The following is a 25,971-nucleotide window of genomic DNA, read 5'->3' on the forward strand; positions in this document are numbered from 1 at the left end:
TATATGACCCCTTTATACACCGCATTGGCTGTACTGGTTACCTTTATTTGGGGTGTAAACTTTACCTTTATTGCGTGGGGGCTTGAAAGCTTTCCGCCACTGATGCTCACCGCCCTGCGTTTTTTCTTTACCGCCGTGCCACTGGTCTTTTTTCTGAAACCGCCCAAATTTAACCGTACATTATTCATTTATGCCATCGGTACGTTTGTCATGCAGTATGCTTTTGTATTTACTGCCATGCACTTAGGGGCATCGGCTGGGTTGACGGCACTATTATTACAGATTCAGATTTTCATCACCGTATTGCTGGCGTATTTCATATTGGGTGAGGCCGTGAGTCGAATGCAAATCATCGGTATGCTGGTCGGTGTGTTAGGGCTTAGCGTCATCGCGTTAAACCTTGGTGGTGATATGCCTTTGGCTGGGTTCGTCTGTATCTTGATTGCGGCCATAGGCTGGAGCTTTGGCAACATTGCCTCAAAGCAGGCATCAACACAAGCAACCTTAATAGCGGCGCAGCAAGGATCAGGCGTGTCTATTATCTCGTCTAATACTGGAAAGAATAAAGCATCCGCGCTGTCTGCTCTTGCACTGGTAGTCTGGGGCGGTCTGATTGCTTGTGTGATTTTGACTATATCTTCTCTCATATTTGAGACCGAGGCATGGCAGCTGGCAACGTTTACCGAGTCGTCGCTCAAGTCTTGGCTATCGCTTGGATTTATCGTATATGTCTCAACGCTGATAGGCTTTGGACTGTGGGCGCATCTGCTCAGTCAAAATACGGCGTCTAAAGTGATGCCGTTTGCTCTATTGGTGCCGGTATTTGGGATGACAACCTCAGTGCTGCTCACAGGGGAGGTGGTGACGTGGTGGAAAATGCTGGCAATGATGCTGATCTTGTCAGGACTAGTGTTGGCAAATATAAAGATGCGGAGAAAGCCTCAATTGGCTTGAAATCTATGTTTTGAATGCTAGGCTTTAAATACTAGAAAATTGCGGGTTGTTATAGTGATGTAATCATAGACTGCCTCAAGAGACTTGCCCGATGTCATTACCCAAAAATTCAATTATAGTAGACGTTAAAACAAACTACTTTAGGGGCTGTATAGAATTCACAAATAGGCACTGCTGATCGCTAAAACTGTTCCAGACAAGGCGCAAGTCGATGATAATGTTAATACCTTAGCGAGACTTGCAACGCAGTATGGGGCAGTTTTAGCATCAGCCCCAATAATAAAGCAGGGGACAGGACTCTTTTTTGCCGCTTCATTGTTAAAAATAGCCGTATAGAATGACTATATTTACTATTTTTATCTTCGAGTCGCCTAAAAAATAGTCTCTGTCAGTGCCATGGTCGAATTCTATACAGCCCCTAATAATATTAAGGATAAAACAATGAAAACATTAGGATTGTGTGTGGCAGCAGGACTGAGTTTAAGCGCTTGTGCGACTGGTATGAATGGTGGCACGACGGATAATACCAATCAAAACAATGTGGTGACCCAATACCCTATTGAGACTGCCATGCTCAATATATATACCAAAGAGCGTAGCCAAAAACTGGTAGCCGTTGTCGGCAACCAAAGTGCCTCAGCAGATATTCAAGTCACGCCTAAAGGCAATATGGTATTCAACAATAAACCCGTACAAGCGGCCGAAGTAAACACGATTAATAAAGTGAACAATCAAATTACCAATCAATCAGTCGCTATCAACTACTTTACCCTAAACCCTTTAGTATTCCACGGTTTCACTGATAGCACAGGCAAATACTCACTATCGAACCAAACGACCACTATTCCTAAGATGGCGACGGTTGGAGCCTCTAGCAAGTTGATTACTGAAAACGTATACAGCGATCGCAGTATGAGTAAAAAAATCGGCACGTATAACCAAGATTGGTCGTTGACGCGAGATACCAATAACACGGCGTGGTTCTGTATAGAAACCTCAGGAAACTTACTGCTCAACTACGATTCTGCTGGAACTTCATCAGAATGCTACAAAATCAATGCTCGAGGCGACATCTTAGCCAGCAAAGTCACGGTCAGTCAGCCGACTGCCGATGGTACTAAAACCGTCACTTTTACCAATAAATAGTACTTTACCAGAAATTAACAACTATCCTTATCTCATAAAACAAGAAATGGCGCCTCACGTGGGCGCCATTTTTACGGGGTTAAACATAGTGACTAAGCATGTTTTTTGTGAATATTTTTATTCTGATATTTGCTTTTTACTTGTTGAGCAGTAGGCGGTCTTTTTGACTGATGCTGTGACGCCACTGCCTTCTTCTCTACTTGCTTCTTCTTTACCTGCTTATGTTTGTGATCATATTTTACAACAGCTTTTTGATGCTGCATTTGAGCCGTATGATGTCTAGTGACGTCAGGCGCAGCATTGGCCTGACTGATCATTGTCAAGCAAGCAGTCACTGCTAAAATCGAACTTATCATTATATTTTTCATTATCAGTTCTCGTCTGAACTCATATCAGTTATGAGTGGTAATTGAAGATGCTTTATTGAATATCAAGTAAAACAACTACATGATAAAAAGCATCGTGATAAAGAGTAACTCTATCGACAACGAAAATGATAAACGATTCCAACGTTAAGTAGATTTATGAAACTTGAAGAAAGGTTACCACTATTGCTAGCGCGCTTTAATCACTTTTATGAGACCGCAACACACTACAACACCCCAATCCCACTCAGTAATAATTGCCCACCAGCAAATAACAGCAACACACCAAATGCACGTTTAAGCATTAATGCTGGCAGGATATGTGCCAGTTTGGCACCGACTTTTGCCATCGCAAAGCTAGCAACCGAAACACATAAAAATCCAGTGATATGTACAAAGCCTATCGTGCCTTCAGGAAGATTGACCACATCTTGACCGAACCAAGCAAAACCTAACGCGCCAGCCACGGCAATCGGCAAACCACAAGCGGCTGACGTTCCAACGGATTGCTTCATCGGTAATCCGGCCCAATTTAAAAATGGCACAGTCAAGCTGCCACCACCAATACCAAAAATAGACGAGGCCATACCAATCCCAGTACCCGCGCCAAACTGTACGCCTGCCGCAGGTAACGGCTTATCCAATTGCTCTTTGTTAGATAAAAACAGCATTTTGAGCGCCATCAATAATGCTCCAATACCAATAATAATCTGCAATACCCGACCGTCAATCATATCAGCAATGCCAGCGCCAACTAAACCGCCAATGACGAGTCCTAATGCCATACTGCGCCAAACTTCCCAGCGTACACCGCCGCGTTTGTCATGTGCCATCAAAGAGCTGATAGACGTCACAATAATAGTGGCAAGCGACGTACCAATTGCCAAGTGGGTAATGACTTCAGGCGGAAAATGATACGCCGTAAAAATCCATACCAATACTGGTACGATAATCATACCGCCGCCCACCCCAAACAAGCCAGCACTCAGACCCGCAAACGCACCTGCAATAACAAACCACACATACAACATGTAGGGCCTACCTTTTGGTTATGAGGACATAAAATTTCAACCAGCATCTCAGCTGTTTTTTTCTATCCAATTTTTTAATCCATCTAAATCACGAAAGTCATCCCAACTTCTACAAGGCACATGGGGTAGCAAATTATTTATCATTCTGGACAGCGCATTGCCTGGGCCTATCTCTAACACCATGGTTGGCTGATACTCTTCAATATTTTCCATACAAAAATACCAGTCCAATGCATGATCGATTTGGCGCGACAGAATATCTAACCCTTGCGCTGTCTCCCTATACCGTATCCCTTCAGTGGCGCTAATAATAGGAATGGTCATCGCAGGCAAAGTGAGTGCGCGGGTACATTGACCAAATGCGGCTGCCGCACCTTGCATCATCATCGTATGCGATGGTACGGAGACGTTTAAATGCTGTACGCTGTGCGCGCCCAATGTCTGGGCAATTTGCGTTGCCTGCTCTAGATTGTCTTTATTGCCGCCAATAATGAATTGATCTCTACTGATTTTAATAGACAAATGGGTTTTGCTTGTTTCAAGTAGCTGCGCAAGATTCCTATCAGCCACACCCTTAATTGCCAGTAGGCCACTGGCCTCTGTGACTGCCTGCTCCATAAAAGCAGCTCTTTTATGCACCAAATCCAATCCATCCTCAAAGGAAAGCTGGCTACTACAACAAAACGCACTCACCTCACCCAACGAGTAACCAGCAAAAGCCATGGGGGTGGCAATCAGCTGCCGCAAATGCTGCCATCGATGATATTGCAAGGTATAAATAAACGGTTGCGCCACGCTATTATCGAAAATCTGACCGCTATCAGCATCGAATAGCTCGGGCACCATAGTAGCTAGTAAAGAGTGCTCATGAGCCGATGTGTCATTCAGTATTTCATGGACGTGCTTTTGGCTTTGTAGCCCTTGCCCACTAAATAGGATAATTAAATTCATTTTCTACCTTATAAAAGAAGATCGTCACAGCCAATAAATCGGCGCTGCCACCGGGACTGAGGTTATGATGAATAAAATATCGACTGATATTGCTGACTTTTTGTCGCCAATTGGCTTGATGCACCCCGCCTGCTTGCAAGAAGTTTTTTGCCAGTGTTTGCGCATTTTCTAGGTCTTTTATGCCGCCTCTCCATACGATATTGGTATCCGACAACACAGATATCAACGTCATTAAGGTTTGCATGCTGGCTTTTTCAAAATCTTTGGTGCTATCCATCGTATGATAAAAACAGGGTAAAGCCTCATTCTGTATGACTTCAAAGCCATTGGAGACCATTTCAATCGCACCCGTTATGCCATACTTTTGAAACATTTGCTGACCATGGCTGTTTGGCGCTCGTTGCAGGCGATTGGTCAGATCAAATTGCCATCTAGCAACCAATTGCTCACAAACATTCTTAGCGGTTAATGGGATGCTCGCTTGGATACATCTACCGATAGCGGCACAGACAAACCCCAAATTAAATATCGCACCTTTGTGGGTATTGATATTATCTGTCGCCGCTCTCATTTTTTTTTCTTGATAAATGCCCATATTTTTTAATTCATCGAATGGTCTATCCTCATATCCAAGTTGACTTAGCGTAGAAAAATATCCTTTCAAGGAGGTGATGCTATGTATAAAAGTCTGGTGATTCATATCTGTGTGACTGCCATTACTTGAGGGGCAGACCAGTCCTGGTTTGTTTTCAAGACTCAATTCATCATATAACGCTTCAAGCGCCAGATCATCAATCTGTTGCCAAAGAGCCTGTTGCGGTACTAAAGGTTTGTCGATTTGATCTAATAAAATGTTCATATTCATCGGTATTCCATCCCAGTAATACGTCTATTGTTTGGAGTCTGATATCAACAAGGGTTTTTACCAAAACCGTTGGGATATCAAATATCATGGCGTGGCTTAGCTCATTAAAAGATATATCGTCACGTCCTTGCAACCTTATCTCTCCATCAATTTTTAAGCCCAGCGCCGCTTCAGAAAATCGACCAAAGGCCGCTACTTCCAATAATATTGGTGAGATATTATCGCGGTGAGCAACGATCAAAATATCCAAATCTGATGTGGGTGTTATAAAAGGTAAGCCAGTAAAATATTGATTGGCAAAAGAGCCATAAACATACACGTCGCTTTCTAAATCAGCACAGCGAGCGATAAATTGTTGAGCCCGTGTTTGCAGAGCTTTGGGCAATTGAGGAACTAAAGCCTCAAGCCTTAAAGGCGACGTGATGACGGCTGGGGGTTTGGGTAGCGTTAGAGCCAATCGGTATTTACGACCGTCTTCTATATAACTCGCCGCCACTTTGGTTACCGTATCGCTATCTTGTCTACAAACCGTGAGCGGCTGCTGAGCCGTAATCATTTGCTCAACAGCCGCCCTCACAGATAAAGGCAGAGAGGCATTCATAAACTCGTATGATTCATGTGCTTGTAAATAAACCAAATCATGACGATGCATATACCTGTCCTCTATAAAATCATGAATATTAAGCCGTTAACATTAAGCCGTTAAAACCGACTGAACAATCTCATCACACAACAGCCGCCCTTTTCTGTCTTTTGCCACTTGACGGCGACTGTCTGTAAAAAAATCCTCCATGTGCGTAAGTTGCGATTCAAGCGCGTTTTCTACCAGATGTTCATCCAACGTCTGCCAGATATCATCAACAGCGCCCATTGCATAATAATTCTCAACCCCAGGCGCAAAAATCGCTGACGTTTGGGATAAAGATTTTAGCTTATCGAGCGGTATCTTGGTGACTCTCGACATGGCGTTTAGATCCATGACCTTAACTTGGCTTGATTGCATGGCAAATACCTGATTCGCCATAAGGCCATAAGACAAAAATCCACCACTGACCGCTTCACCCAAAACGATGGCCAAATTTGGATGACCGCGCCGTCTGAGCAAATCGACACAAGATGCCAGATGCGCAAACGTTCTGTTTAGACACAATAGCTCATCCGCTCTCGACGAGTCTTGCCCCATCGTATCTACGATAAAGACGATGGGCGTTTTGTCATCTTTTTCGATGACTGCCAATATCTCATTTGCAAGCGTCATCGCAATCCATTGGTTCATCGCAGCAGAATCCACCGTACCGATGATTTCCACTTTGCCCATGTTGGTCTCTGCGCTACCGCGTATCATCGAGTTCTCAATACGATAGTCAAGCTGGTTTGGAAATAGCTTTTCTAAGATTGTTTTGGTTTGCATGATATTATCCTTTTTTGATCGCTCTGATCTGTTGAGCGCTAAGCATGGCAATGGATTCAGGATTTTTTATGTTCATTGACTGCCAAATAGGTAGGCTATCTTTTTCCCCAAACCACTGATCGTATTGGCTTTGCAATGAGGCCTGCTGTTGTTTTAAATACTCCAAGTCTACCTGAATTGCAGGTTGCTGCAGCGCCTCAACAATTCCTTGAGTAATGTCATTGACATCGTCTTCGACCAAAAACTCGACATGACCAAGCAAATAACGCGTTTTACCGCCCGTGACCCGCCACACTAGCGCTCTGTCTTTGGAGTCAAATTCTTCCACACCTTTGATGGTTTCAATCACTTCAGGGCCTGAAAGCGCCAAGCGACCTTCTTCTGTCATGATCACATGAGTGCTCAGACACGCGCAGATACCCATGCCACCAAAAGCACCGTTCGTCCCACCAATGACGGTGATAATAGGAATACCTGCATGACGAACCTTTAGCATCGCGCGCATAATCTCAGAAATGGTTATCAAGCCAGCATTTGCTTCATGCAGACGCACGCCTCCTGAATCGACAAAAAACACAACTGCCTTTGGCTTTTCTTCAATGGCTTTTAGCAATAGGCCAACAATTTTTGCGCCATGTATTTCACCAACGGCGCCGCCCATGAACTTGCCTTCTTGAGCGATGATGTACACGGGATCTTTTTGGATGTTTGCCTGTCCAATAATCACACCATCATCAAAACTGCCTACAATATCTAAGGAGGCAAGATTTGGGCTCACAGGGATACTGCCGGGTTTGAGAAATTCTTGAAAACTGTCTTTGTCAACGATGCTGGCTATACGATTGCGTGCTGTTTTTTCATAAAAGCTTTGTTGAATACGTGAATTATCCATGTGACTCTTCCTCCAAGATGTTAATCGCTTGGCTTAAGCGTAGACTCACTACCGCAGGCGTCGCCCCCATATCGTTGACTTTAAACTCCAATCCACCTACGGCATAACGACTGGAAAAGTCCTGCAACACCGCCTCCCAAATATGATCAAAACCTGTGACTGACGTATCAATGATGAATTTGCTCCTGTTGCCATTGTCGCTATCAGCCAAAGGCGATACCAATACTTCTAGATTGCCTGAGCCAACCACACCGCAAATCACTTCTTTTTTGATGTCGGCAATGGGTTGTGACGTAAAATCGAAATTAAGTACATTCATAGTTATATCCCTAATATTATTGTTACCAGTTTCTAAAACGACTGGGCGGCGCATAAGTGCCATTGGACCATTTCACCAAATCTTTCACCGATTTTGCGGCCAGCAGATCTCTCGTCGCTTTTGAAGCATCGACACCAATATCCTCAGGTCTTTGGATAATTCCGCGCTGTCTCAGCTCTTTGACTTTTTCGTGATCTCGCTGCATCCCAACAGGGGTATAGCCTGCTACGCCGCGAATGGCTTGCTCTCTCTCTTCTGGTGTGCGACACAATAATAAATTTGCAATCCCTTCTTCGGTCACAATGTGCGTCACATCATCGCCATAGATCATGATAGGCGGAAAGTCACTGCCCATTTTTTCTTGCAACTGCCACGCATCAAGCTCTTCCACAAAGACGGAATCCATGTGCTCGCGGTAAGTCTCTACCATCTGAACCACCAGCTTACGACCTTTTACCACTCGTCCATCGGTCGCTTCTTGTCCTGCTTTAAGATAGGCATAGCTAGAATGTCTACGCCCATGGGGATCTGAGCCCATATTTGGCGCACCACCAAAACCTGCAATGCGATCTACGGTGGCGGTCGAGCTGTTTCCTTGTAAATCAATCTGCAACGTCGAGCCAATGAATAAATCACACGCATACAACCCTGCCGTTTGACTAAATGCACGGTTGGATCTCATGCTGCCATCTTTACCAGTAAAAAACACATCCGGTCGGTTTTGAATATACTCATCCATGCCAACCTCTGAACCAAAGCTATGAATGCTATCGACAAAGCCACTTTCTATCGCTGGAATCATCGTAGGATGAGGGTTGAGCGCCCAGCTGGTACAAATTTTACCTTTGAGATTTAATTCTGCGCCGTAAGTGGGCAGCAGCAATTCGATGGCAGCAGTGTTAAAGCCAATACCATGGTTGAGACGTTTGATTTGATAAGGCGCATAGATGCCTTTGATGACCATCATTGCCATCAGTATTTGCACTTCAGTAATCTGAGCTGGGTCACGGGTAAATAAAGGCTCGATATAGTTAGGTCGAGGGGCCACAATAAAGAAATCCACCCAATCTGCAGGAATATCAACTCGTGGCACGCTATCTACTAACTCATTTACTTGCGCAATGACGATGCCGCTTTTGAATGCTGTCGCCTCTACAATGGCAGGCGTATCTTCTGTATTTGGCCCTGTATATAGGTTACCTTCTGCATCGGCAGAATGCGCGGTAATTAGACACACGTTCGGTATCAAGTCGATAAAGTATCGACCATATAACTCAAGATACGTATGAATTGAGCCGATTTGGATTTTTTGGTGCTGAACCAGTTTTGCCAATCTGAGTGCTTGTGGGCCAGAAAAAGAAAAGTCGACTTTGCTAGCAATGCCTTTTTCGAATATATCGATATGGCTAGGCAGTGCCAATACCGACTGCAATATGTGCAAATTTTTTAGCACGTCATTATTGCACTGAGACAAACATTCAGACAAAAAGTCAGCTTGTTTTTGATTGTTGCCTTCTATACAAACCTTGTCTTCAGGCGTCAGCACCGTTTCTAGTAACTCAATGGTTCTATCACTCGGTACACGTTTTTCTAGGCCTTTGTCTTTTGCAGCATCAAGTTTGGTAAGCCGTCTAGTTTTTTGTGTATCCCATACTTTTTTGTCAATATTCGCTTTCATAAGACTTCCTTTATCTACTTATTAAAATATTGCGTTTAGTGTTAAGAAAAATATAGAGGGGCCTAATAAAGCACCTAGGCCCGTATAGAAAGTGGCTACCAATGCTCCATATGGAACCAGTCTGACATCAGTACCTGCCAAGCCAGCGGCTACACCACTGGTAGTACCGACTAAGCCACCAAAAATCATGGCTGAACGTGGGCTTTTAAGATACATAAATCTGGCAAGTAAAGGGGTTGCGATCATAAAAAAGACGGCTTTAATCAAACCAATGGCAATGGATAAAGCAATCACATCAGAGCTTGCGCCAATTGCTGTCCCTGTAATAGGTCCCACAATGTAAGTCATTGCCCCTGCTCCAATGGTGGTCATAGAGACAGCATCTCTATAGCCTAATGTCCATGCAACACCGGCTCCTACCACAAACGGTATGACGCAACCTAATATCAAGGCAATAATACCGATTTTTCCAGCACGTTTTATTTCTTTAACGTCTACTTCAAAAGCAGTAGATGCAATGGCAAGATCCCGCAGCATCGCCCCACCTAACAAAGCAAATCCAGAAAACAGCTCTATATCGGAAATGCCTTTTTCACCACCAGTATATAAACCAGCAAAATAGGCAGCAATGAGACCAAGGGTGATCGCAATTGCAGATGACTGTAGTTTGTTGTTGGTTAGATACTTGGATAGTATTTGAGAGAAGAGCATCACAAGGCCTGTTACTGCTAAAGCGGTTACAAAGGCATTTTTAGTGAGGGTTTCTATAATTAAGTCCATTTAATTACTCCGTTGCGCGATTGAATCGGTAGTTTCAGTTTTTTTGCAGTGTTGATAATATTGATGACACACTCACAATTGGTCGCGATGCTCTTCAGTATCACCCCAAGTAAAGGTATCGTAATCATTACCAATATTATTAAGTAAGCGTACGACAAAGACAGTTGCAGTAAGCGCAATAACAGAAACAACAGCTGCTACCATTCCGCCAGATAGTGCAGCGACTACGTTCTGTCCGGCTGCCATAGCAACAACGATAGGGATGTACATACCTGCCCAATATAGAACACCAAACTGAGTAGATTTTGGCAAAAGACCGCGTTTGGCGAGCATCTCTTTGCCAGCAATGAGTAGAATCATTGCGATAGCAACACCACCAATATTAGCGTCAACCCCTAATATTTGTCCTAGCAATCCACCAAGAAAAACCCCTAGCAAATAACTAACTGCTAATAAAGCAGTACCATATATGATCATATAAACCTTCCTTGGATATGATTACAGCCGCTTTGATAATATCTACCTTGATATACGGGCTGTATAAAATGAGAATCTAAATTAATAATCACCAGATATAGACACAAGCACACATAATAGTAGTTTGATAATGTTTGTTGAGGTTTCTTCAATTTCCTCAGTAGCTTCCTCTGTGTAAAGGATATAGGTCTTAACAGCGCTCAAAACCTTTAAAAGCATCTATCACTTACCACGCACTTGTTTGATATAATCTAATACAGTTGGTTTAGAAGTGCAACCATATTGTATTTATTAAATGAGTTATTGTATACAAATGGAGAATTTATGAGTTTAATTGACGACTTACCCTTGTCAGTACAAGTCAGTAAAAAAATCGAAGATGATATTATTTATGGTCGTCTGCCACCTGGCACCAAACTTGATGAGGCAAAACTTTGTGAAAAATATGGGGTGTCAAGAACCCCTATTCGTGAGGCTTTGAAGCTGTTAGCTTCTGAAGGATTGGTGGAGATTCGACCGCGTAGAGGAGCAATCATTCCCACTTTGAATATCGTCACGCTGTTTGAGATGTTTGAGGTGATGGCCTATCTCGAAGGCATGTGTGGCCGATTGGCTGCCAGAAGAATCAATGAGGAAGAAAAAGCGGAGCTACTGTCTTTGCACAATCAATGTAAAGACTACTTGATGGAAGGAAACACCGAAAGCTATTATGAAGCCAATAGGAAATTTCATTTTTTCTTGTATCAACTGAGTCGCAACAGTTTTTTGATAGAGCAAGCCAGCAATTTGCACAATCGGCTACATCCTTATAGACGCTTACAGTTACGAGTCAACAATCGCATGCAGCATTCGTTTGAGGAACATCAACAAATCGTGGATGCCGTCATAAATTCTGACGAAGACTTGGCTGAGCGTTTGATTAAAGCACATGTGTCCGTTCAAGGAGAGAGATTTACTGACTTGGTGGCTACAATGAATCCTGATAATGCGCAAGATTGAGCTTACCCCACTCTCAACGTAAGAGAGTGAGGTAAGTTTTATACATTATTTTCAAAAGTGTATAAAATAGAGTAGGCTCACCTTAAAGACAATCAAAAAATACAAAGCTGTGTCATCAAAGTTTAACCAAAACTGTGCAACATATAATCGATACTGAATAAAGTATAATAAGTTCAATATAAAAGCGAGTCAGCTGAACGGGTATGAATTTTTCGTAGCATCGAAACTGCGAAGGCACAGCAAGCAAGCAAAACTTATACTCATTCAGCGTTGCAATATAATGGTTCTGTTTTATTTAGAATCGACGATAGATACACGACATTATAAGACGAGACTGGCAATAGGAGCTGAATATGAACGATGACCATAAAAAAACATTGGCCGATTATAGACACTTAGTAGAAAGTAAAGACATCACCGTGCATTTGTCCCAAGATCAACAAGCGATGATCTTGAAGACTTACGACAATGGCTTGAATGCCTTAACAGATATTGATGAGATGTTGCTAAGTGCCGTCATTCGTCAACTAAAAATGTCGATCCATCCCGATGCTTAAGCCTCTTTTTGCAGAAAATCTAGCAAGGCTGGGACATTTTCTCTAGCACTTCTGCCTGCCCCAATCAGCGTGGCTGACCCCGGACTTGCCCAGTCGCCATAGCCGAACAACCATAACCGTGGCTCTTTGATTGCCTGTCCTTGTTTGACCTGTACTGTTCCATCCGCTTCGATAACCTCTAAATCTGCCAAATGGTCTAGCTGCGGTCGAAACCCAGTACACCAAATAATGGCATCTACTTGTTCTTCACGACCATCGTCCCAAATCACGCCTTGTTCAGTGAACTGACGGAACATGGGTACTGAATGTAAGATGCCTTTGTCACGTGCTGCTTTGACTGGTGGCACCATGACGATATCACCGACATTCCCTAAAGAATCATCGTCACTGCCGCCAGTAATACGGGCTGTTGCTCTTTCAAATAGTACATGGCCATCGACATCATCAGCTAAAAACAATGGTGGCTCACGTGTTACCCAGCTAGTGTCAGCCACTTCAGCCAGCTCAACATAGATTTGTGCGCCTGAGTTACCACCACCGACCACCAAGATTCGCTTGCCTTTATAATCGTCAGGACCTGCATAATGTGCAGAGTGGCATTGCTCACCCAGATACTCTTGCTGACCTTGAAGTGAAGGAGTTATGAGCTTGCTCCACGTTCCCGTTGCACTCACGACGGTTTTTGCCAACCACGTGTAACTGCCATCCGTCACCCGTAAGCAATCATGTTCATCATCACGCTGGATACTTTGCACTTGATAAGGTCGGTATATCGGCAACTGATAATGTTGCTCGTAATTGCTGAGATAACCAAGAACTTCCTCTCGATGGGGATACTCGCCATCTTTTGCCTTTGGCATTAGGCGACCCGGCAGGGAACTGATAAAAGCAGGAGAAAATAATCGTAGTGAGGGCCAAGTATGTTGCCACGCACCGCCACTTTGGTTCTGATTGTCGAGAATGATGAAGTCAAGCTTCGCACGTCTCAGATAATAGCCAACTGCCAAACCTGCTTGACCACCGCCAATAATGATTGTGTCGAATACCTTAATTGACATAACGATCCTCAGTCTCTGCTACCAGAAAAAAAGCCCTAAGCCGTCATTAAAGACCGCTTAGGGCAAAAAACTCACCATTATTAATCATCAATATCGGCAGTGCTGACTTGGCTGCGGGTGATGTTACCAGTCATGCTATCAATCACTATGTCATGAACCTGATTGCCTTTACCAATCTCTACCTTGTAGACTGGCTTACCAAAATCCATATCAAATGAGACGTCGAGCGGCGTGCCTTTAAGACTTTGATTGGCCTTGTCAATGGCTTGATTCAGTGTTACTTTTGCGCGTTTCATAGCGTTGTACTCTGCCAAATCTTCTTTATCGAGGCGATCAGTGTCACCTGTTATGACCTTGCCCGTGTTCGCATTTACTTTTACTTCTTGCTCTCTATTATTGGCAATGATTTTGATATCATAAGAACCATTTACAGTGCCATCTTCTTGATCGTACTCTGCGCTAATGATATCGCCTGCCACTGCTTTATTAGCAAGCATCATTGCTTGTTTAAGATCGATTTTACTTTGCGCTGCCGCTTTGACTTCGTTGATAGGCGCTTTAGCAGTAGCCGCTTGACTGACTGCGACAGATGCCATGCTAACGCTAGCAATGCTCAATGCGATTAAAAGAGGTTTGCCCAACATTGATTGTTTTTTCATAATCATATCCTTAAATCATCCAATTTTTGAAGACCGTCTATTTATTTAAATCATCTTTTTAAAATTTATTCCAGTTCCGCTGTATCGGTATACTGAATTCACTATGTGATGATGACATACCGTCAATTATGATGTCTAAGTGATTTATGCTGGCAAAGCGTAACCAATGCACCACTTAGGTAACTCAATAATGCTACTGAAACGTATATTCATCACGCACTAGACAAATGACAAGCCAACATCTACGAAATGCGTTATTTAGCAGAATACTTTTGCAGCACATACACCACAAATTTTGCTTGCGTGTGAAAGCTTTTTTGTTCAACTGCTGCCAGTAGCGCTTGTCTTTTTTCATTGCGAGCGCGATAAGCATAAGGCGTCATGGTCATTAAATCTGCCAATGCTTCCGCCGATAGACTCAGCTCAGCACTGACATGATGAGTATCCAAAAGTTTAAAATAAGGTGACAACTCTTGCAGAAACTTATCAGAATCATGTTCGCGCACGCTATCAAATAAAGCGTCGCGCATAGACGCCAAATGCCCGCCATCTGGTTTGGCAATGATGAGATAACCCTCGTCGATTAATACCTCCGCAAAGGCCTTTGGCAAGATAGGACTAAAAATACTACTAATACCCGTGACACTACGAGGGCGTAACGGCAGATGTGCAGCGCTCGTTACCAATGGATAAATAGCGGTAGTCTTATTTGTCTCTCTATTGGTAGCTATCGCGACTGCCTGTTGCTGATACCAAAGCTGACCTGCCACTTTGCTCACTTTTGCCAATTCAACCACCGCAGGCTTGCTGATATCCGCCGCTATTAGTATATCTAACACCTCAGATCCCATTTGTGCCATTGGCTGCGTGTAATACCCTTCACCGCAGCCAATATCTAACCACGTAACTGGCTTTTTATTTTGCTCAGCGACTGGCTTATCTTTTGCCAGTAATTGCTGCATTTGCTGACCAATTAAAACCTGTAACGGCTCATAATGTCCCGCATTCAAAAACCGTTTTCGTGCCTCGATAGATGCTTGGCTGTCGCCTGGCGCTTTAGACTTTTTTTGTTGTACTGGCAACAAATTGACGTAGCCTTGCCTTGCCACATCAAATGCATGAACCGTTTGCCTCGGATTTAAACTGCCATCACAGCGCCACGTATCTGATGCGGGTTGTAGAAGCGATTGACAAAGGGGACAAATAAATAAGGACACAAGCATCTCAAAATCATAGCAATATAACTGGTATTTTAACAAAATTCACGAGGTCTAAGTGATAAAAGCGCGCATAAAAAAAGCCGCCTCAACTGTCTGAGACGGCCTTTGAATATATGGTATAAATCCATTTAATATTGAAGCATGTTAACGCAGCTTTAACGTCATTAATCCAAGAATCACCAGTATAATAGCGATAATCCAAAATCGCGTCACCACTTGTGTCTCTTTCCAGCCGATTTCTTCAAAGTGATGATGCAGTGGTGCCATACGAAAGACGCGTTTTTTGCGCAGCTTATACGAGCCAACCTGTAACATGACCGATAGCGCTTCGGCAACAAATAACCCGCCCATAATCGCAAAAGCAATCTCTTGCCGTGTCATGACGGCAATCGTACCCAGCATTGCACCAAGTGCCAGCGCCCCTACATCACCCATAAATACTTGTGCTGGATGCGCGTTGAACCATAAAAAGCCCAGCCCCGCCCCAATCATAGCACCGCAGACAATGATGACCTCAGAGTTATAAGCAATATAAGGCACATGTAAATAATCGGCAAAACGTACGTCACCCGACACATACGCCATGGCGCCCAATCCTGCTGCTACCAAGACCACTGGCAAAATTGCCAAACCGTCCAAGCCGTCGGTTAAATTGACCGCATTAGACGCGCCATTTATCACAAAATACGTAAAGATAATAAAACCGATGCCAAAAGGCACTGCCGAAAATGGGATTATCCAATCTTTGAAGATAGGCAATAACAAATCTTGCATCTCACGAGTGGTGTTAACATCTGGCTGAAGCGTGGCGATATAATATAGTGAAACGCCAACAAATAATGCACCCATCGAGAGCCAAAAATACTTTTTGCGGGCGATTAAGCCTTTGGGGTTTTTATATTTAATCTTGAGCCAATCATCCGCCCAACCAACGGCGCCAAAGATAACCATCACAATGAGCAAAATCCACACATACGGATTATTTAAACGCGCCCAAAGTAATGTCGACACACCAATTGCGCTCAAAATCAACACCCCACCCATGGTTGGTGTGCCAGTTTTGATCAAGTGTGATTGCGGGCCATCATTGCGAATGGCCTGACCATACTTAAGCGCCCGCAAATGTTTAATGACACGCCCACCAAAAAACATGCTAAATGCAAGGGCTGTCACGACCGCGAGTAACGCTCGTAGCGTGAGTGAGGAGACCGCCGAAAACGGTGTATAATACTGACCAAGCCAGCCAAACAACCAAACTAACACCGCTTACTCCTCTACTAGCGCATGAATAAGTGTTTCCATCTGCATGGAACGCGAGCCTTTAAACAATACTGTACAAGGCTGAGACTGCTGCGCTTGCAAATACGGTTGTAAATACTGTAATAGACTGTCTTTATCAGCGAACGCATGGGCACTGATGTCAGAAATCTCTTGCGCACCAGCAACAGTATAAGGCGCATATTCCCCCACGCAAAGCAGCATATCAATACCTATGGTCGCAATCGTACGACCCAGACTTTGATGCTCACTCACTGCCGCCTCGCCAAGCTCCGCAATATCGCCCAACACCATGACCTGAATTCCTGTTTGCGCGGCCAATACTTTTGCCGCCGCCCTTACCGAATGGGGATTGGCATTATAAGTGTCGTCGATTAAACGATGCATCCCAAGAATCTGACTGTTCAAACGACCTTTGGCTGGACGCGCATTTTCTAGCCCAATCACAATGTCACTGGCATCAATTTTTAACGCATACGCACAAGCAGCCGCGGCCAACGCATTATTGACATTATGCTCTCCTGCTAGCGGCAACTTGATATCATGTAATTGGTTGCCAATGTGCAGCTTAAACTCACTACGCTCAGGCTCTACATCTAAATGGCTGGCACTCACATCCGTATTACCGAAGCCAATAACATGCGGGGTATATTGTTCAGCGATACGGCGTAGCTGATTGGTAAAATCATCTTTATCAGGCACAATGGCAAATTGCGCGTCCGTTAGGGTGTGATAAATCTCCGCTTTGGTTTGGCAAATGCCTTCACGGCTCCCAAACTCCCCCAAATGAGCCGTACCAATGTTTAAGATACAGGCCACATCAGGCTTTACAATCTCAGTGGTATAAGCAATCTCGCCAATATGGTTGGCTCCCAACTCTAAAATGGCATAACGATGATGATCCGAAAGCTCAAGAAGCATCATTGGCACGCCCAAATCATTGTTTAAATTGCCACGGGTAATCAATGTCGGTGCCAGTCGACCAAAGATACTACCAAGCATCTCTTTACAAGTGGTCTTACCACTCGATCCAGTAATCGCAATCACGGTCACGTCTTTGTGCTGCTGGCGACGATAAGCGGCCAACTGTCCAAGCGCCAAACGGGTATCACTAACCACTAACTGCGGAATACTGGTGGAGATAGGACGAGAGACGATAGCCGCAAGCGCTCCTTTTGATGCCGCCAGATTAATATAATCATGACCATCAAAATTGTCACCACTTAATGCCAAAAAGATATCACCTGTTTTTATGGTGCGTGTGTCAGTCGCGATACGGTTACTGGTCACCGCATTTTTTGTGAGCCCTTGCTCCTCTGCACTCGCCTGCTCTTCTGGTAGTTGCCAATGCCCAGCAAATGATTGGGTCGCCGCGAGCAAATTGTCTACTTGCCAAACATACAGCCCTTGTGACTGAATGGTATTATCGTTGTCGGCTGTCATAGTGGTTACCTTATATGATGACTACTTGTTTCTTATATTTAAATGTTTGTGAAAAGTCAAAACGGATTGCAACGGCTATCATTTATGCTCGTCCTGCTTGTTTGAGAGCATTTTGCAAGACGATACTGTCATCAAAATCATAACGCACATGGTTAATTTCTTGGTAGGTTTCGTGCCCTTTACCCGCGATCACGACGATATCATCGGCAGACGCTTGACTGACCGCATACTCAATGGCGGTTTGGCGTGCAGGTTCGATATGGGTGCGCTGATATTGCTCAGTACTCATTCCCGCTCGCATATCTTGCAAAATCGCATTGGGGTCTTCGGTACGCGGATTGTCCGCTGTGAGTATGACTTGGTCTGCACCCGCCAGCCCTGCTTGTGCCATCAATGGACGTTTGCCGGCATCACGGTCGCCGCCACAACCAAATACAGCCCATAGCTGACCTTTACAATGGGTTTTGAGGCTAGCGAGCACCTGACTCAAAGCGTCAGGCGTGTGCGCATAATCCACGATAAAACAGCCCTCAGCGGATGGCACACGCTGCATACGTCCAATAGCACCTTGAAGCTTTGGCACCGCCGCAGCCATACGCTCAATATCGTTGTCGATATCAGAACCCAGCGCCACGGTCGCTGCAATCGCCGCAAGTAAATTCGCCACGTTAAAGCGCCCTAACAATGGGCTGACGATGCTTATGCTACTACCTCTTTCATCACTAATATCAGTATCACTAATATCAGTATCACTCACATTAGTATCACTAAAGTTACTGCGGAGCGTGATCTCAACTCCTTGTAAGCTTGGTTTGATATCAGTGGCGACAAAGGTAGCCATTTTAGTGGCGTCTAAACTGTATGTCCACACGATCAAATCGCTGGCATGCGCCGTATCCAGCATCACCTGTGCATACTCATCATCGATATTGATAATGGCATGGGTCAAATCCGGAAAGTGCACTCTGTCAAACAGTTTGGCTTTGGCCGCCGCGTATTCTGTCATATCGGCATGATAATCTAAATGATCACGGCTCAAATTGGTATAAATCGCCACCGACACTGGCATGCCCTGCAAGCGCTGCTGATCCAGACCGTGTGAGCTTGCTTCTAATGCTAACAGCTCAGCGCCTTCTTGACCCATTTGATATAAGAACTGCTGGACGGCGAGCGCGTCTCCCGTGGTGTGACTGGCTTGAACCAACGAACCCAATCTCCCGTTACCCGCCGTACCCATTACCGCACTGCTCATTCCGGTTAACTGGGTTAATTGCGCGACCAATTGACTGATGGTGGTTTTGCCATTGGTACCCGTCACTGCCACAACCGTTGGCAGCGTCGTTGGTTGCTGATATTGCAAACGCGCTTGGATCAAATCTCCCAAAAAATCCCGAATATCAGGCACATATAATATTGGGCAAGGCAACGCGATCATTTGCTGTTGGACAGACGTTTGCAAGGTGTCAGTTGTCAAAGCAAGAGGGGCATCGGTAGGCATATTGGCTGTCGTCAGTAGCGCGACAGGATCGATTTCTGATAGGATAAAAGCGGCGTTGTTGGCGGCTTGGTATAGGTAATCACGACTTTTTTGACAGTTCGGTGTGTGGCTTTTTAATAAGACAAACACGTTGCTCGCTGCTAGCGCGCGGCTGTCTAACTGAAATTGATGAAATGGGATGTTGGCAACGCTGGCCACTTGATTTATTGAAATTTGAGTTGGTAAGTCTTGCATCGATGCCGTCATCATCGCGGTTAATGCTTGCTGCAAACTGTGTCTATTATGGTCGCTGGCTTCAACCAACTCTTTTAAGGTAACAGTAGCACAGCTGGGCGATGAGGTAGACATGGTCATTGGCAAATCCTAAACGGTTAAATCAAATAGTAAGTGGCTGAATACTCAAAATCTTATAGCAATACCTACGGGGCTTCGGTTTTTAACGGCTTATCTAAGGGCACATTATACAAACGCAGTGCCTCGCTCATGACGTTATGAAACACAGGTGCTACCGTTAAACCCGCATAAATTTGCCCACGCGGATCTTCGATTAACATCACACCGACCAGCCTTGGATTGGAGGCTGGCACCATACCAGCAAAGACGTTACGATATTGATCGGTATAATAACCACCGTCCGGATTGATACGGCGCGACGTTCCTGTTTTACCAGCAACGCGGTAACCATCGATAGCCGCACCTTTGGCAGTACCACCGTCTTCAGTGACACTTTCCATCATTTGCACGATCGACATCGCTTGCTCATGCGCCATGATACGTTTGCTGGCTGGTGGTTTATTATCCTTGATAAGTGTCAACGGATGCATCACCCCACCTGCCGCCAGTGCAGAATAAGCCTGCGCTACTTGGGCAAGCGTTACTTGCAGACCATAACCATAACTGACCGTCGCGCGTCTTGCGGTTTCTTTTTCTAGCGGTGTGACGACCAGTCCGCTACCTTCACCTGGGAACTGTAACGGGGTTTTTTCGCCAAAGCCAAACTGCTTTTGCATCTTGGTAATCGCATCAGCGGGTAGCGATAACGCAATCTTGGTGGAAGCAACGTTACTGGATTTCTGTAACAGCGTTGCCATGTTGATCATGCCCAAATTGTTATGATCGCGAATGGTATAACCGCGAACACGAATAGAGCCGGGATTAGTATCGATTAAAGAGGTGGCGGTATATTTGCCTGAATCTAAAGCTGCAGCAACCGTAAAAGGCTTCATCACCGAACCGGGTTCAAAGATATCAAGTAGCGCACGGTTACGCTGGTTTTCACCCGTCATCTCATTGAGGTTATTGGAGTTAAATGATGGCCATGTCGATAAGGCAAGCACCTCACCCGTTTGTACATCGACGATCATACCCGTAGACCAACGCGCTTTTTGCAAACGCCCCGCTTTTTCGAGCTCTTTATAAAGCAAATATTGCAAACGCGAGTCAATCGTCAACGCCACATCTTTACCCGGTACTTCTGGCTCGATCTGTTTAATTTCTTTTAGGCTGTTTTGTTTGGCGTCTTTGAGTACCAGCACTTTACCGTCGTCACCTGCCAGCTCGGTTTCATACTGACGTTCAATCCCAGCACGCCCCTCATAACCGCCTTCAGAATCATTGGCACTTTGTCCCATAAACCCTAATAGTTGGGAGTTGGGATGTGGCTGCGGATAATAACGCTGAAAGAAGTTTTTCTCATAGACGCCCGGAAAATCAAGCGAGCTGACACTTTGCGCAATCTCTGGTGTCACTTTATTAAGCAATGGCAAGTAGTGCGAGCCCGCACCCGATGGCAGCGCCGCTTTAACCGCTTCTTCATCGGTCACATCGACACTGGCATCAATGGCGGTGACTTTCTTTAACTCGTTGACCGAGATATTGGCAGCAGCAGCAAGCGTGGTCAAATCCATATTGTCCAAGCGCTTTTGCATACGTGCAACCAGTTGCGGGCTATCAGGATTGGTGATGACAATACGCTTAAGCTCATAATATTCGCGAGCATAATCATGCGGACTAAAAGAGACGGTCGCCAGTGGCGCACTGACCGCTAAGGGCAAATTGTTGCGGTCTGTAATCATGCCGCGATAAGATGCTTGCGTACGCACGCTAGTGATAAGCTCAGCGCCTTTGTCCTGATAGAATTGGGCATTGGCGACTTGTAAATAGTAAGCACGGCCTATTAGCAAGCCCAATATGATCAGCGCAATGCCCCAAATCATGCGAAAGCGATTTTTGTCTTGTTCAAAGCCGCCGCGAGAAGAAGCGCCAGACGCTTTACCCAAAAACCCTCTTTTACTTTTTAGATTTTTAGTATGAGCGCCTTGTGTTTCATTGTTTTTTAGGCGACCAAATAGCTTGGCTTTGCGGCTATCAGCAGATTTCTGATCAGCATTGCTGCTCGTTTGCCCAGATTTGGCTGCACTGGCACGGCGTAAAGGCTTGGTGACCTTGCCGCTAGCGCCACTGGCTGGTTTTTTGCTAGTGTTCTTTGGGGTTGTTTTCCCGCTATTGGCATTAGACTTTTTATCACTCATTGTCCTGCCTCCGCTAGGCCGGAATCCGTGTCAGAAACCTCAGCAGATTCCTCAACCACCATATCGATAGGTATATCACTCACAACAGCTGGTTCGATAATGTCTGAATCATTGGTGGCGACATCCGAGTCAGTCGAATCGGCAGGCACCAATGCTACGGCAGCGCCGGGCTGGATGATTAGTTTGTCTTTTAGACTGGGTGAAAACATACCCAGCTCAGCAACGGCACGACTGGCAATTTGCGGCGTTGCACTAAATGTCTGCTGCTCAATAAGCAACCGCTGATGCTCAACTTGTAGCTTACGCTCTTGTTTTTTCATGTCTTGCAAGGTTTTATAATCCTGATGATATTGCTGGACGCCTTCGGCCGTTTTGATACCACTCCATATAATCACTGCTGCCAATAGCAATAATACAACGACATAAATACTGACCACATTAAATCGGCGCACAAATAGTTCGCCAATATCGGCATTATAGGATGGGGCGGCACGATGGTTTGCAGGTTTGTCAGATATTGCCATGACGATCTCAAAAAAGTAAACTTAAAAATATAAAAAACGATAACGGTTTGTGAGTTACAAAAACCTCATGAGCCATCAGCACCATCAATAAAGGTAAAACCAAACAAAAAGGCAACTGCTGAGCCTAGCAGATAATGTTTACAGCTTTTTAACAGTAGCGTAATCATTAAAACATTTACTCGCCTCTAATCGCTAGAAAGCCAACCAAATATAATTTCTAGCAGGTCAGGGACGTTTTATTGTTCGTTGTCAGGTAAATAATCACTATCGGTACGTGTCGCCAATCGTAACCACGCGCTACGCGAACGTGGGTTGTGGCTTGTTTCCGCTTTACTTGGGCCCACACGTTTAGGCTTACCAAAGTAACGCGGGCGATTCGGCGGCATCGGCAAATTCTCGTCTTCTGGATATTGACCTTTACTATGACGCTGCAAAAACTGCTTGATACGGCGATCTTCTAATGAGTGAAAGCTAATCACCGCCAGCTGTCCACCCGTCTTTAAAATGGGAATACTTTGTGCTAAAAAGTCATCGACATCGCCAAGCTCATTGTTAATAAAAATACGCATAGCCTGAAAACTTTGCGTCGCTGGGTGCTTGCCACGCTGCCAATTAGGATGAGCAACCTTAATCACTTCGGCCAGCTCGAGCGTTGATTCATAGCTGTCCATTTGCTTGATGGCGCGTGCAATGCGGCGACTGTGACGCTCTTCACCAAACTCATAAAGCACATTGGCCAACGTTTCATCATCGACCTGCTCAAGCCACTCGGCAACCGACTGACCGCGGCTGGTATCCATACGCATATCTACCGCACCATCACGCATAAAGCTAAACCCGCGACTGCCATCATCAATCTGCGGTGATGAGATACCCAAATCTGCCATTAGCCCATCTACTTGGGTGATACCGAGCGCGGCCAGACTGGTCGTCAACGTCGCAAAACTGTCATGAACCACATGCACACGGCTGTCTGTCCTTGCCAGCTCTCTAGCAACACTAATAGCCGTCGGGTCTTTATCAAAGACAATAAGCTTGGCATCATCAGCAAGCTGACTTAATAGTAATCGGCTATGACCACCGCGCCCAAAGGTCGCATCGACATAGATGCCGCTCATTTGTAAGCCTTTTTGACCTATTGCCGCGTCTGTTTGACTTGGTTCTTTTGGGCTTGGTAAGGATTTGACGCCCAATACTGCGGCGACGGTCTCTGGCAGAAGCACAGCATCATGGACAAAACTCAACTCATCAACTGTGGCAGGGTCTTTAATAGATGCTTGAGCCATATTTTGCATACCCTTTTCAACCAGATTTTGGACAGTATTACTTTCTACAGAAAACGGACTCGTCACTGATTCAGCATTATCAGTGGCTGAAAAAGCGTTGACTTTAGAATTGGGCGTAGGTTTTGACTTCGATTTTGATAATGACACAAATAACTCAGTAGATGACGACCATTTTGGCCAGTAATAGTAAAAAATCAGATGAAAATAAACAAGTTATGACTTGCATAGCATTATTATCGCAAGGATACACTGGTAGTCAAGCTCTAGAAGGGCTTTTCATTAAAAATATCCCATCTCTCTGTTATACTAGCGCTATATTTTACGCTAATTTTCAATTTTGGCGTCTATTGTTTCATTCCTATTTTTTAGTCATGCTCTTTAATTGACACTTATCACTGCCATTTTTCACTGATATCCACTTTTTGAGATTCCTATGATGCAAACATCGACCCTATCCTCGACGAATCCTACGACAGCTACTGGCGGCAATCGCCCTGTCCGCACTCGCATTGCCCCATCGCCCACTGGCTTTCCTCACGTAGGCACAGCTTATATTGCTCTATTTAATTTAGCCTTTGCTAAAGCCCATGGCGGCGAATTTATTTTGCGTATCGAAGACACCGACCAAACGCGCTCGACTGAGCAATCTGAACAAATGATTTTAGATGCGCTGCGTTGGGTGGGCTTGGATTGGAGCGAAGGTCCAGATATTGGCGGCCCGCACGCCCCTTATCGTCAAAGCGAGCGTAGTGATATTTATAAAAAACACGCTGAGCAACTGATCGATAACGATCATGCATTTCGATGTTTTTGTACCAGTGAAGAGCTGGACGCCATGCGCGCTGAGCAAATGGCCAATGGCGAGACGCCGCGCTACGACGGGCGCTGTGCCCATTTAGACCCTGAGACAGCTGCACAATTGGTAAGCGAGGGTAAACCGCACGTCATCCGTATGCGCGTACCAACCGAAGGCGTCTGTCAGGTACACGACATGCTACGTGGTACGGTTGAGATACCTTGGACCCAAGTCGATATGCAAGTGTTGCTCAAAACCGACGGCCTGCCGACTTACCATTTGGCCAATGTCGTCGATGATCATTTGATGGACATCAGTCATGTCATGCGCGGCGAAGAGTGGCTCAACTCAGCACCCAAGCATCAGCTACTGTATGAGTACTTCGGTTGGGAGATGCCAGTTCTGTGCCACATGCCACTATTGCGCAATCCGGACAAATCAAAACTGTCTAAGCGCAAAAACCCAACGTCTATCACCTATTACCGTGATGCTGGCGTGTTGCCTGAAGCTCTGCTCAACTATCTTGGTCGTATGGGCTACTCAATGCCGAATGACGCTGAAAAGTTCACCTTAGATGAGATGATTGCAAGCTTTGATATTCAACGTGTGTCGCTCGGCGGCCCTATCTTTGACATCGAAAAACTCAATTGGGTAAATAGCGAGTGGCTACGTGCGCTCACGCCTGAAAAGCTAAAAAATAAAATCCTTGCGTGGGCGAATGACAGTGATAAGTTGACTGCCATCGCAGCGGCCATTCAACCCCGTATTGAATTACTGTCTGATGCCGTCAACTGGGGCAAATTTTATTTCCAAAACCTACCTGATATCAATGCCGAGAGCTTCACGCACAAGTCACTGACGCCTGAACAAATCATAGAATTGCTACAACTGTCATTATGGCAGTTAGAGACCTTACCAACATGGTCAGAAGAAAATATCTATGCCACGTTGAAGGGTCTTGCGGCGCATCTTGATATCAAAATGCGCGACTTTATGGCACCGTTCTTTATCGCCATCGCTGGTAGCACCTCATCGACACCAGTCATGAACTCTATGGCGATTATCGGTGCTGATATGACACTGACACGCTTGCGTCATGCCGTTGATGTACTGGGTGGCCTCGGTAAAAAGAAACTGAAAAAGTTAGAGAAGCAAGCGGCAGAATTGCCAGACTTTTTAGAAATAAACTAATCGAAACAGATTAATAACAGTACCAAAAAGGCGTGGATTTTGTGATAACAGAATTCTCGCTT

The 25,971-nt window shown here is 45.0% G+C and carries 25 protein-coding genes; 5 read left to right on the forward strand and 20 right to left on the reverse strand.

Annotation, left to right across the window (positions count from 1 at the left end; all coding sequences use genetic code 11):
• The first annotated feature begins 3 nt into the window (after nucleotides 1-3).
• Entirely contained in the window at nucleotides 4-954 is a 951-nt protein-coding gene (locus JMY02_RS06245) for an EamA family transporter (protein ID WP_201596346.1), read from the forward strand.
• A 441-nt stretch (nucleotides 955-1,395) separates the two neighbouring features.
• A complete protein-coding gene (locus tag JMY02_RS06250; protein ID WP_201596348.1) occupies nucleotides 1,396-2,100 on the forward strand; it encodes a hypothetical protein in 705 nt (234 codons plus the stop codon).
• A gap of 92 nt (nucleotides 2,101-2,192) precedes the next feature.
• Here the strand turns inward: JMY02_RS06250 and JMY02_RS06255 are convergent, their stop codons facing one another.
• From JMY02_RS06255 to madL, 11 genes are all read right to left on the reverse strand, one after another.
• Nucleotides 2,193-2,468, reverse strand: coding sequence for a hypothetical protein (locus JMY02_RS06255; RefSeq protein WP_201596350.1), 276 nt, complete (start codon nucleotides 2,466-2,468; stop codon nucleotides 2,193-2,195).
• A 224-nt stretch (nucleotides 2,469-2,692) separates the two neighbouring features.
• Nucleotides 2,693-3,496, reverse strand: coding sequence for a sulfite exporter TauE/SafE family protein (locus JMY02_RS06260; protein ID WP_201596352.1), 804 nt, complete (start codon nucleotides 3,494-3,496; stop codon nucleotides 2,693-2,695).
• A gap of 48 nt (nucleotides 3,497-3,544) precedes the next feature.
• Nucleotides 3,545-4,447: a malonate decarboxylase subunit epsilon gene (mdcH, locus tag JMY02_RS06265; protein ID WP_201596354.1), complete on the reverse strand. Its 903-nt coding sequence runs from the start codon at nucleotides 4,445-4,447 to the stop codon at nucleotides 3,545-3,547.
• Nucleotides 4,425-5,312 carry a triphosphoribosyl-dephospho-CoA synthase MdcB gene (gene mdcB, locus JMY02_RS06270; protein ID WP_201596356.1) on the reverse strand — a complete coding sequence of 296 codons (888 nt, stop codon included), beginning with the start codon at nucleotides 5,310-5,312 and terminating at the stop codon, nucleotides 4,425-4,427. Before mdcB ends, mdcH begins: the two co-directional genes overlap by 23 nt.
• Nucleotides 5,239-5,964, reverse strand: a complete 726-nt coding sequence (mdcG, locus tag JMY02_RS06275; RefSeq protein ID WP_201596358.1) for a malonate decarboxylase holo-[acyl-carrier-protein] synthase — start codon at nucleotides 5,962-5,964, stop codon at nucleotides 5,239-5,241. Before mdcG ends, mdcB begins: the two co-directional genes overlap by 74 nt.
• A 42-nt stretch (nucleotides 5,965-6,006) precedes the next feature.
• On the reverse strand, nucleotides 6,007-6,723 hold the full coding sequence (gene mdcE / locus JMY02_RS06280) for a biotin-independent malonate decarboxylase subunit gamma (protein WP_201596360.1): 717 nt from the start codon (nucleotides 6,721-6,723) through the stop codon (nucleotides 6,007-6,009).
• A 4-nt stretch (nucleotides 6,724-6,727) separates the two neighbouring features.
• Entirely contained in the window at nucleotides 6,728-7,615 is an 888-nt protein-coding gene (locus JMY02_RS06285) for a biotin-independent malonate decarboxylase subunit beta (protein WP_201596362.1), read from the reverse strand.
• Nucleotides 7,608-7,934, reverse strand: coding sequence for a malonate decarboxylase acyl carrier protein (mdcC, locus tag JMY02_RS06290; protein WP_201596364.1), 327 nt, complete (start codon nucleotides 7,932-7,934; stop codon nucleotides 7,608-7,610). The genes JMY02_RS06285 and mdcC overlap by 8 nt, the downstream gene beginning before the upstream one ends.
• Nucleotides 7,935-7,956: 22 nt before the next feature.
• Nucleotides 7,957-9,612: a malonate decarboxylase subunit alpha gene (gene mdcA / locus JMY02_RS06295; protein WP_201596366.1), complete on the reverse strand. Its 1,656-nt coding sequence runs from the start codon at nucleotides 9,610-9,612 to the stop codon at nucleotides 7,957-7,959.
• A 21-nt stretch (nucleotides 9,613-9,633) separates the two neighbouring features.
• Nucleotides 9,634-10,392, reverse strand: coding sequence for a malonate transporter subunit MadM (gene madM, locus JMY02_RS06300; protein WP_201596368.1), 759 nt, complete (start codon nucleotides 10,390-10,392; stop codon nucleotides 9,634-9,636).
• Nucleotides 10,393-10,464: 72 nt separating this feature from the next.
• The gene (gene madL / locus JMY02_RS06305; RefSeq protein ID WP_201596370.1) at nucleotides 10,465-10,869 is read right to left on the reverse strand and encodes a malonate transporter subunit MadL; all 405 of its coding nucleotides are present in this window, start codon (nucleotides 10,867-10,869) and stop codon (nucleotides 10,465-10,467) included.
• 324 nt (nucleotides 10,870-11,193) lie between these two features.
• Here madL and JMY02_RS06310 point away from each other — a divergent pair, with 324 nt between their 5' ends.
• Together JMY02_RS06310 and JMY02_RS06315 are read left to right on the forward strand one after the other, a co-directional pair.
• Nucleotides 11,194-11,868: a GntR family transcriptional regulator gene (locus JMY02_RS06310; protein WP_201596372.1), complete on the forward strand. Its 675-nt coding sequence runs from the start codon at nucleotides 11,194-11,196 to the stop codon at nucleotides 11,866-11,868.
• Nucleotides 11,869-12,221: 353 nt separating this feature from the next.
• On the forward strand, nucleotides 12,222-12,425 hold the full coding sequence (locus JMY02_RS06315; RefSeq protein WP_201596374.1) for a hypothetical protein: 204 nt from the start codon (nucleotides 12,222-12,224) through the stop codon (nucleotides 12,423-12,425).
• Here JMY02_RS06315 and JMY02_RS06320 read toward each other — a convergent pair.
• The 9 genes from JMY02_RS06320 to rsmH all read right to left on the reverse strand — a co-directional run bounded on the left by JMY02_RS06320 (nucleotide 12,422) and on the right by rsmH (nucleotide 23,922).
• A complete protein-coding gene (locus JMY02_RS06320; protein WP_201596376.1) occupies nucleotides 12,422-13,483 on the reverse strand; it encodes an ArsO family NAD(P)H-dependent flavin-containing monooxygenase in 1,062 nt (353 codons plus the stop codon). The genes JMY02_RS06315 and JMY02_RS06320 overlap by 4 nt on opposite strands.
• 80 nt (nucleotides 13,484-13,563) lie before the next feature.
• Nucleotides 13,564-14,142: a PepSY domain-containing protein gene (locus JMY02_RS06325; protein ID WP_201596378.1), complete on the reverse strand. Its 579-nt coding sequence runs from the start codon at nucleotides 14,140-14,142 to the stop codon at nucleotides 13,564-13,566.
• A gap of 254 nt (nucleotides 14,143-14,396) precedes the next feature.
• Nucleotides 14,397-15,365, reverse strand: a complete 969-nt coding sequence (locus JMY02_RS06330) for a putative RNA methyltransferase (RefSeq protein ID WP_201596380.1) — start codon at nucleotides 15,363-15,365, stop codon at nucleotides 14,397-14,399.
• A 141-nt stretch (nucleotides 15,366-15,506) separates the two neighbouring features.
• Nucleotides 15,507-16,625 carry a phospho-N-acetylmuramoyl-pentapeptide-transferase gene (gene mraY / locus JMY02_RS06335; RefSeq protein ID WP_021812879.1) on the reverse strand — a complete coding sequence of 373 codons (1,119 nt, stop codon included), beginning with the start codon at nucleotides 16,623-16,625 and terminating at the stop codon, nucleotides 15,507-15,509.
• Nucleotides 16,626-16,628: 3 nt separating this feature from the next.
• A complete protein-coding gene (locus tag JMY02_RS06340) occupies nucleotides 16,629-18,083 on the reverse strand; it encodes a UDP-N-acetylmuramoyl-tripeptide--D-alanyl-D-alanine ligase (RefSeq protein ID WP_201596382.1) in 1,455 nt (484 codons plus the stop codon).
• 82 nt (nucleotides 18,084-18,165) lie between these two features.
• Nucleotides 18,166-19,935: a UDP-N-acetylmuramoyl-L-alanyl-D-glutamate--2,6-diaminopimelate ligase gene (locus tag JMY02_RS06345; protein ID WP_201596384.1), complete on the reverse strand. Its 1,770-nt coding sequence runs from the start codon at nucleotides 19,933-19,935 to the stop codon at nucleotides 18,166-18,168.
• Nucleotides 19,936-20,000: 65 nt separating this feature from the next.
• Complete coding sequence (locus tag JMY02_RS06350) at nucleotides 20,001-22,112, reverse strand: peptidoglycan D,D-transpeptidase FtsI family protein (RefSeq protein ID WP_201596386.1); 2,112 nt, start codon at nucleotides 22,110-22,112, stop codon at nucleotides 20,001-20,003.
• Complete coding sequence (ftsL, locus tag JMY02_RS06355) at nucleotides 22,109-22,636, reverse strand: cell division protein FtsL (RefSeq protein WP_201596388.1); 528 nt, start codon at nucleotides 22,634-22,636, stop codon at nucleotides 22,109-22,111. Before ftsL ends, JMY02_RS06350 begins: the two co-directional genes overlap by 4 nt.
• A gap of 236 nt (nucleotides 22,637-22,872) precedes the next feature.
• Nucleotides 22,873-23,922 (reverse strand): 16S rRNA (cytosine(1402)-N(4))-methyltransferase RsmH, encoded by a 1,050-nt coding sequence (rsmH, locus tag JMY02_RS06360; protein ID WP_406947727.1) that lies wholly within the window; start codon nucleotides 23,920-23,922, stop codon nucleotides 22,873-22,875.
• A 436-nt stretch (nucleotides 23,923-24,358) separates the two neighbouring features.
• Here rsmH and gltX point away from each other — a divergent pair, with 436 nt between their 5' ends.
• A complete protein-coding gene (gene gltX / locus JMY02_RS06365) occupies nucleotides 24,359-25,909 on the forward strand; it encodes a glutamate--tRNA ligase (protein ID WP_201596484.1) in 1,551 nt (516 codons plus the stop codon).
• Nucleotides 25,910-25,971: the final 62 nt, after the last annotated feature.

The sequence above is a fragment of the Psychrobacter vallis genome, from assembly GCF_904846715.1.
GTDB lineage: Bacteria > Pseudomonadota > Gammaproteobacteria > Pseudomonadales > Moraxellaceae > Psychrobacter > Psychrobacter vallis.

Coding starts and splice junctions, on each gene's coding strand:
- mdcG (WP_201596358.1), bottom strand. CDS start 5,964: ATGCATCGTCATGATTTGGTTTATTTACAAGCACATGAATCATACGAG.
- JMY02_RS06345 (WP_201596384.1), bottom strand. CDS start 19,935: ATGACCATGTCTACCTCATCGCCCAGCTGTGCTACTGTTACCTTAAAA.
- JMY02_RS06285 (WP_201596362.1), bottom strand. CDS start 7,615: ATGGATAATTCACGTATTCAACAAAGCTTTTATGAAAAAACAGCACGC.
- gltX (WP_201596484.1), top strand. CDS start 24,359: ATGCAAACATCGACCCTATCCTCGACGAATCCTACGACAGCTACTGGC.
- mdcB (WP_201596356.1), bottom strand. CDS start 5,312: ATGAATATGAACATTTTATTAGATCAAATCGACAAACCTTTAGTACCG.
- JMY02_RS06255 (WP_201596350.1), bottom strand. CDS start 2,468: ATGAAAAATATAATGATAAGTTCGATTTTAGCAGTGACTGCTTGCTTG.
- JMY02_RS06330 (WP_201596380.1), bottom strand. CDS start 15,365: ATGCTTGTGTCCTTATTTATTTGTCCCCTTTGTCAATCGCTTCTACAA.
- JMY02_RS06260 (WP_201596352.1), bottom strand. CDS start 3,496: ATGTTGTATGTGTGGTTTGTTATTGCAGGTGCGTTTGCGGGTCTGAGT.
- JMY02_RS06310 (WP_201596372.1), top strand. CDS start 11,194: ATGAGTTTAATTGACGACTTACCCTTGTCAGTACAAGTCAGTAAAAAA.
- mdcH (WP_201596354.1), bottom strand. CDS start 4,447: ATGAATTTAATTATCCTATTTAGTGGGCAAGGGCTACAAAGCCAAAAG.
- rsmH (WP_406947727.1), bottom strand. CDS start 23,922: ATGGCTCAAGCATCTATTAAAGACCCTGCCACAGTTGATGAGTTGAGT.
- JMY02_RS06340 (WP_201596382.1), bottom strand. CDS start 18,083: ATGACAGCCGACAACGATAATACCATTCAGTCACAAGGGCTGTATGTT.
- JMY02_RS06315 (WP_201596374.1), top strand. CDS start 12,222: ATGAACGATGACCATAAAAAAACATTGGCCGATTATAGACACTTAGTA.
- JMY02_RS06320 (WP_201596376.1), bottom strand. CDS start 13,483: ATGTCAATTAAGGTATTCGACACAATCATTATTGGCGGTGGTCAAGCA.
- mdcC (WP_201596364.1), bottom strand. CDS start 7,934: ATGAATGTACTTAATTTCGATTTTACGTCACAACCCATTGCCGACATC.
- JMY02_RS06325 (WP_201596378.1), bottom strand. CDS start 14,142: ATGAAAAAACAATCAATGTTGGGCAAACCTCTTTTAATCGCATTGAGC.
- mdcA (WP_201596366.1), bottom strand. CDS start 9,612: ATGAAAGCGAATATTGACAAAAAAGTATGGGATACACAAAAAACTAGA.
- JMY02_RS06350 (WP_201596386.1), bottom strand. CDS start 22,112: ATGAGTGATAAAAAGTCTAATGCCAATAGCGGGAAAACAACCCCAAAG.
- madL (WP_201596370.1), bottom strand. CDS start 10,869: ATGATCATATATGGTACTGCTTTATTAGCAGTTAGTTATTTGCTAGGG.
- mdcE (WP_201596360.1), bottom strand. CDS start 6,723: ATGCAAACCAAAACAATCTTAGAAAAGCTATTTCCAAACCAGCTTGAC.
- JMY02_RS06245 (WP_201596346.1), top strand. CDS start 4: ATGACCCCTTTATACACCGCATTGGCTGTACTGGTTACCTTTATTTGG.
- madM (WP_201596368.1), bottom strand. CDS start 10,392: ATGGACTTAATTATAGAAACCCTCACTAAAAATGCCTTTGTAACCGCT.
- JMY02_RS06250 (WP_201596348.1), top strand. CDS start 1,396: ATGAAAACATTAGGATTGTGTGTGGCAGCAGGACTGAGTTTAAGCGCT.
- ftsL (WP_201596388.1), bottom strand. CDS start 22,636: ATGGCAATATCTGACAAACCTGCAAACCATCGTGCCGCCCCATCCTAT.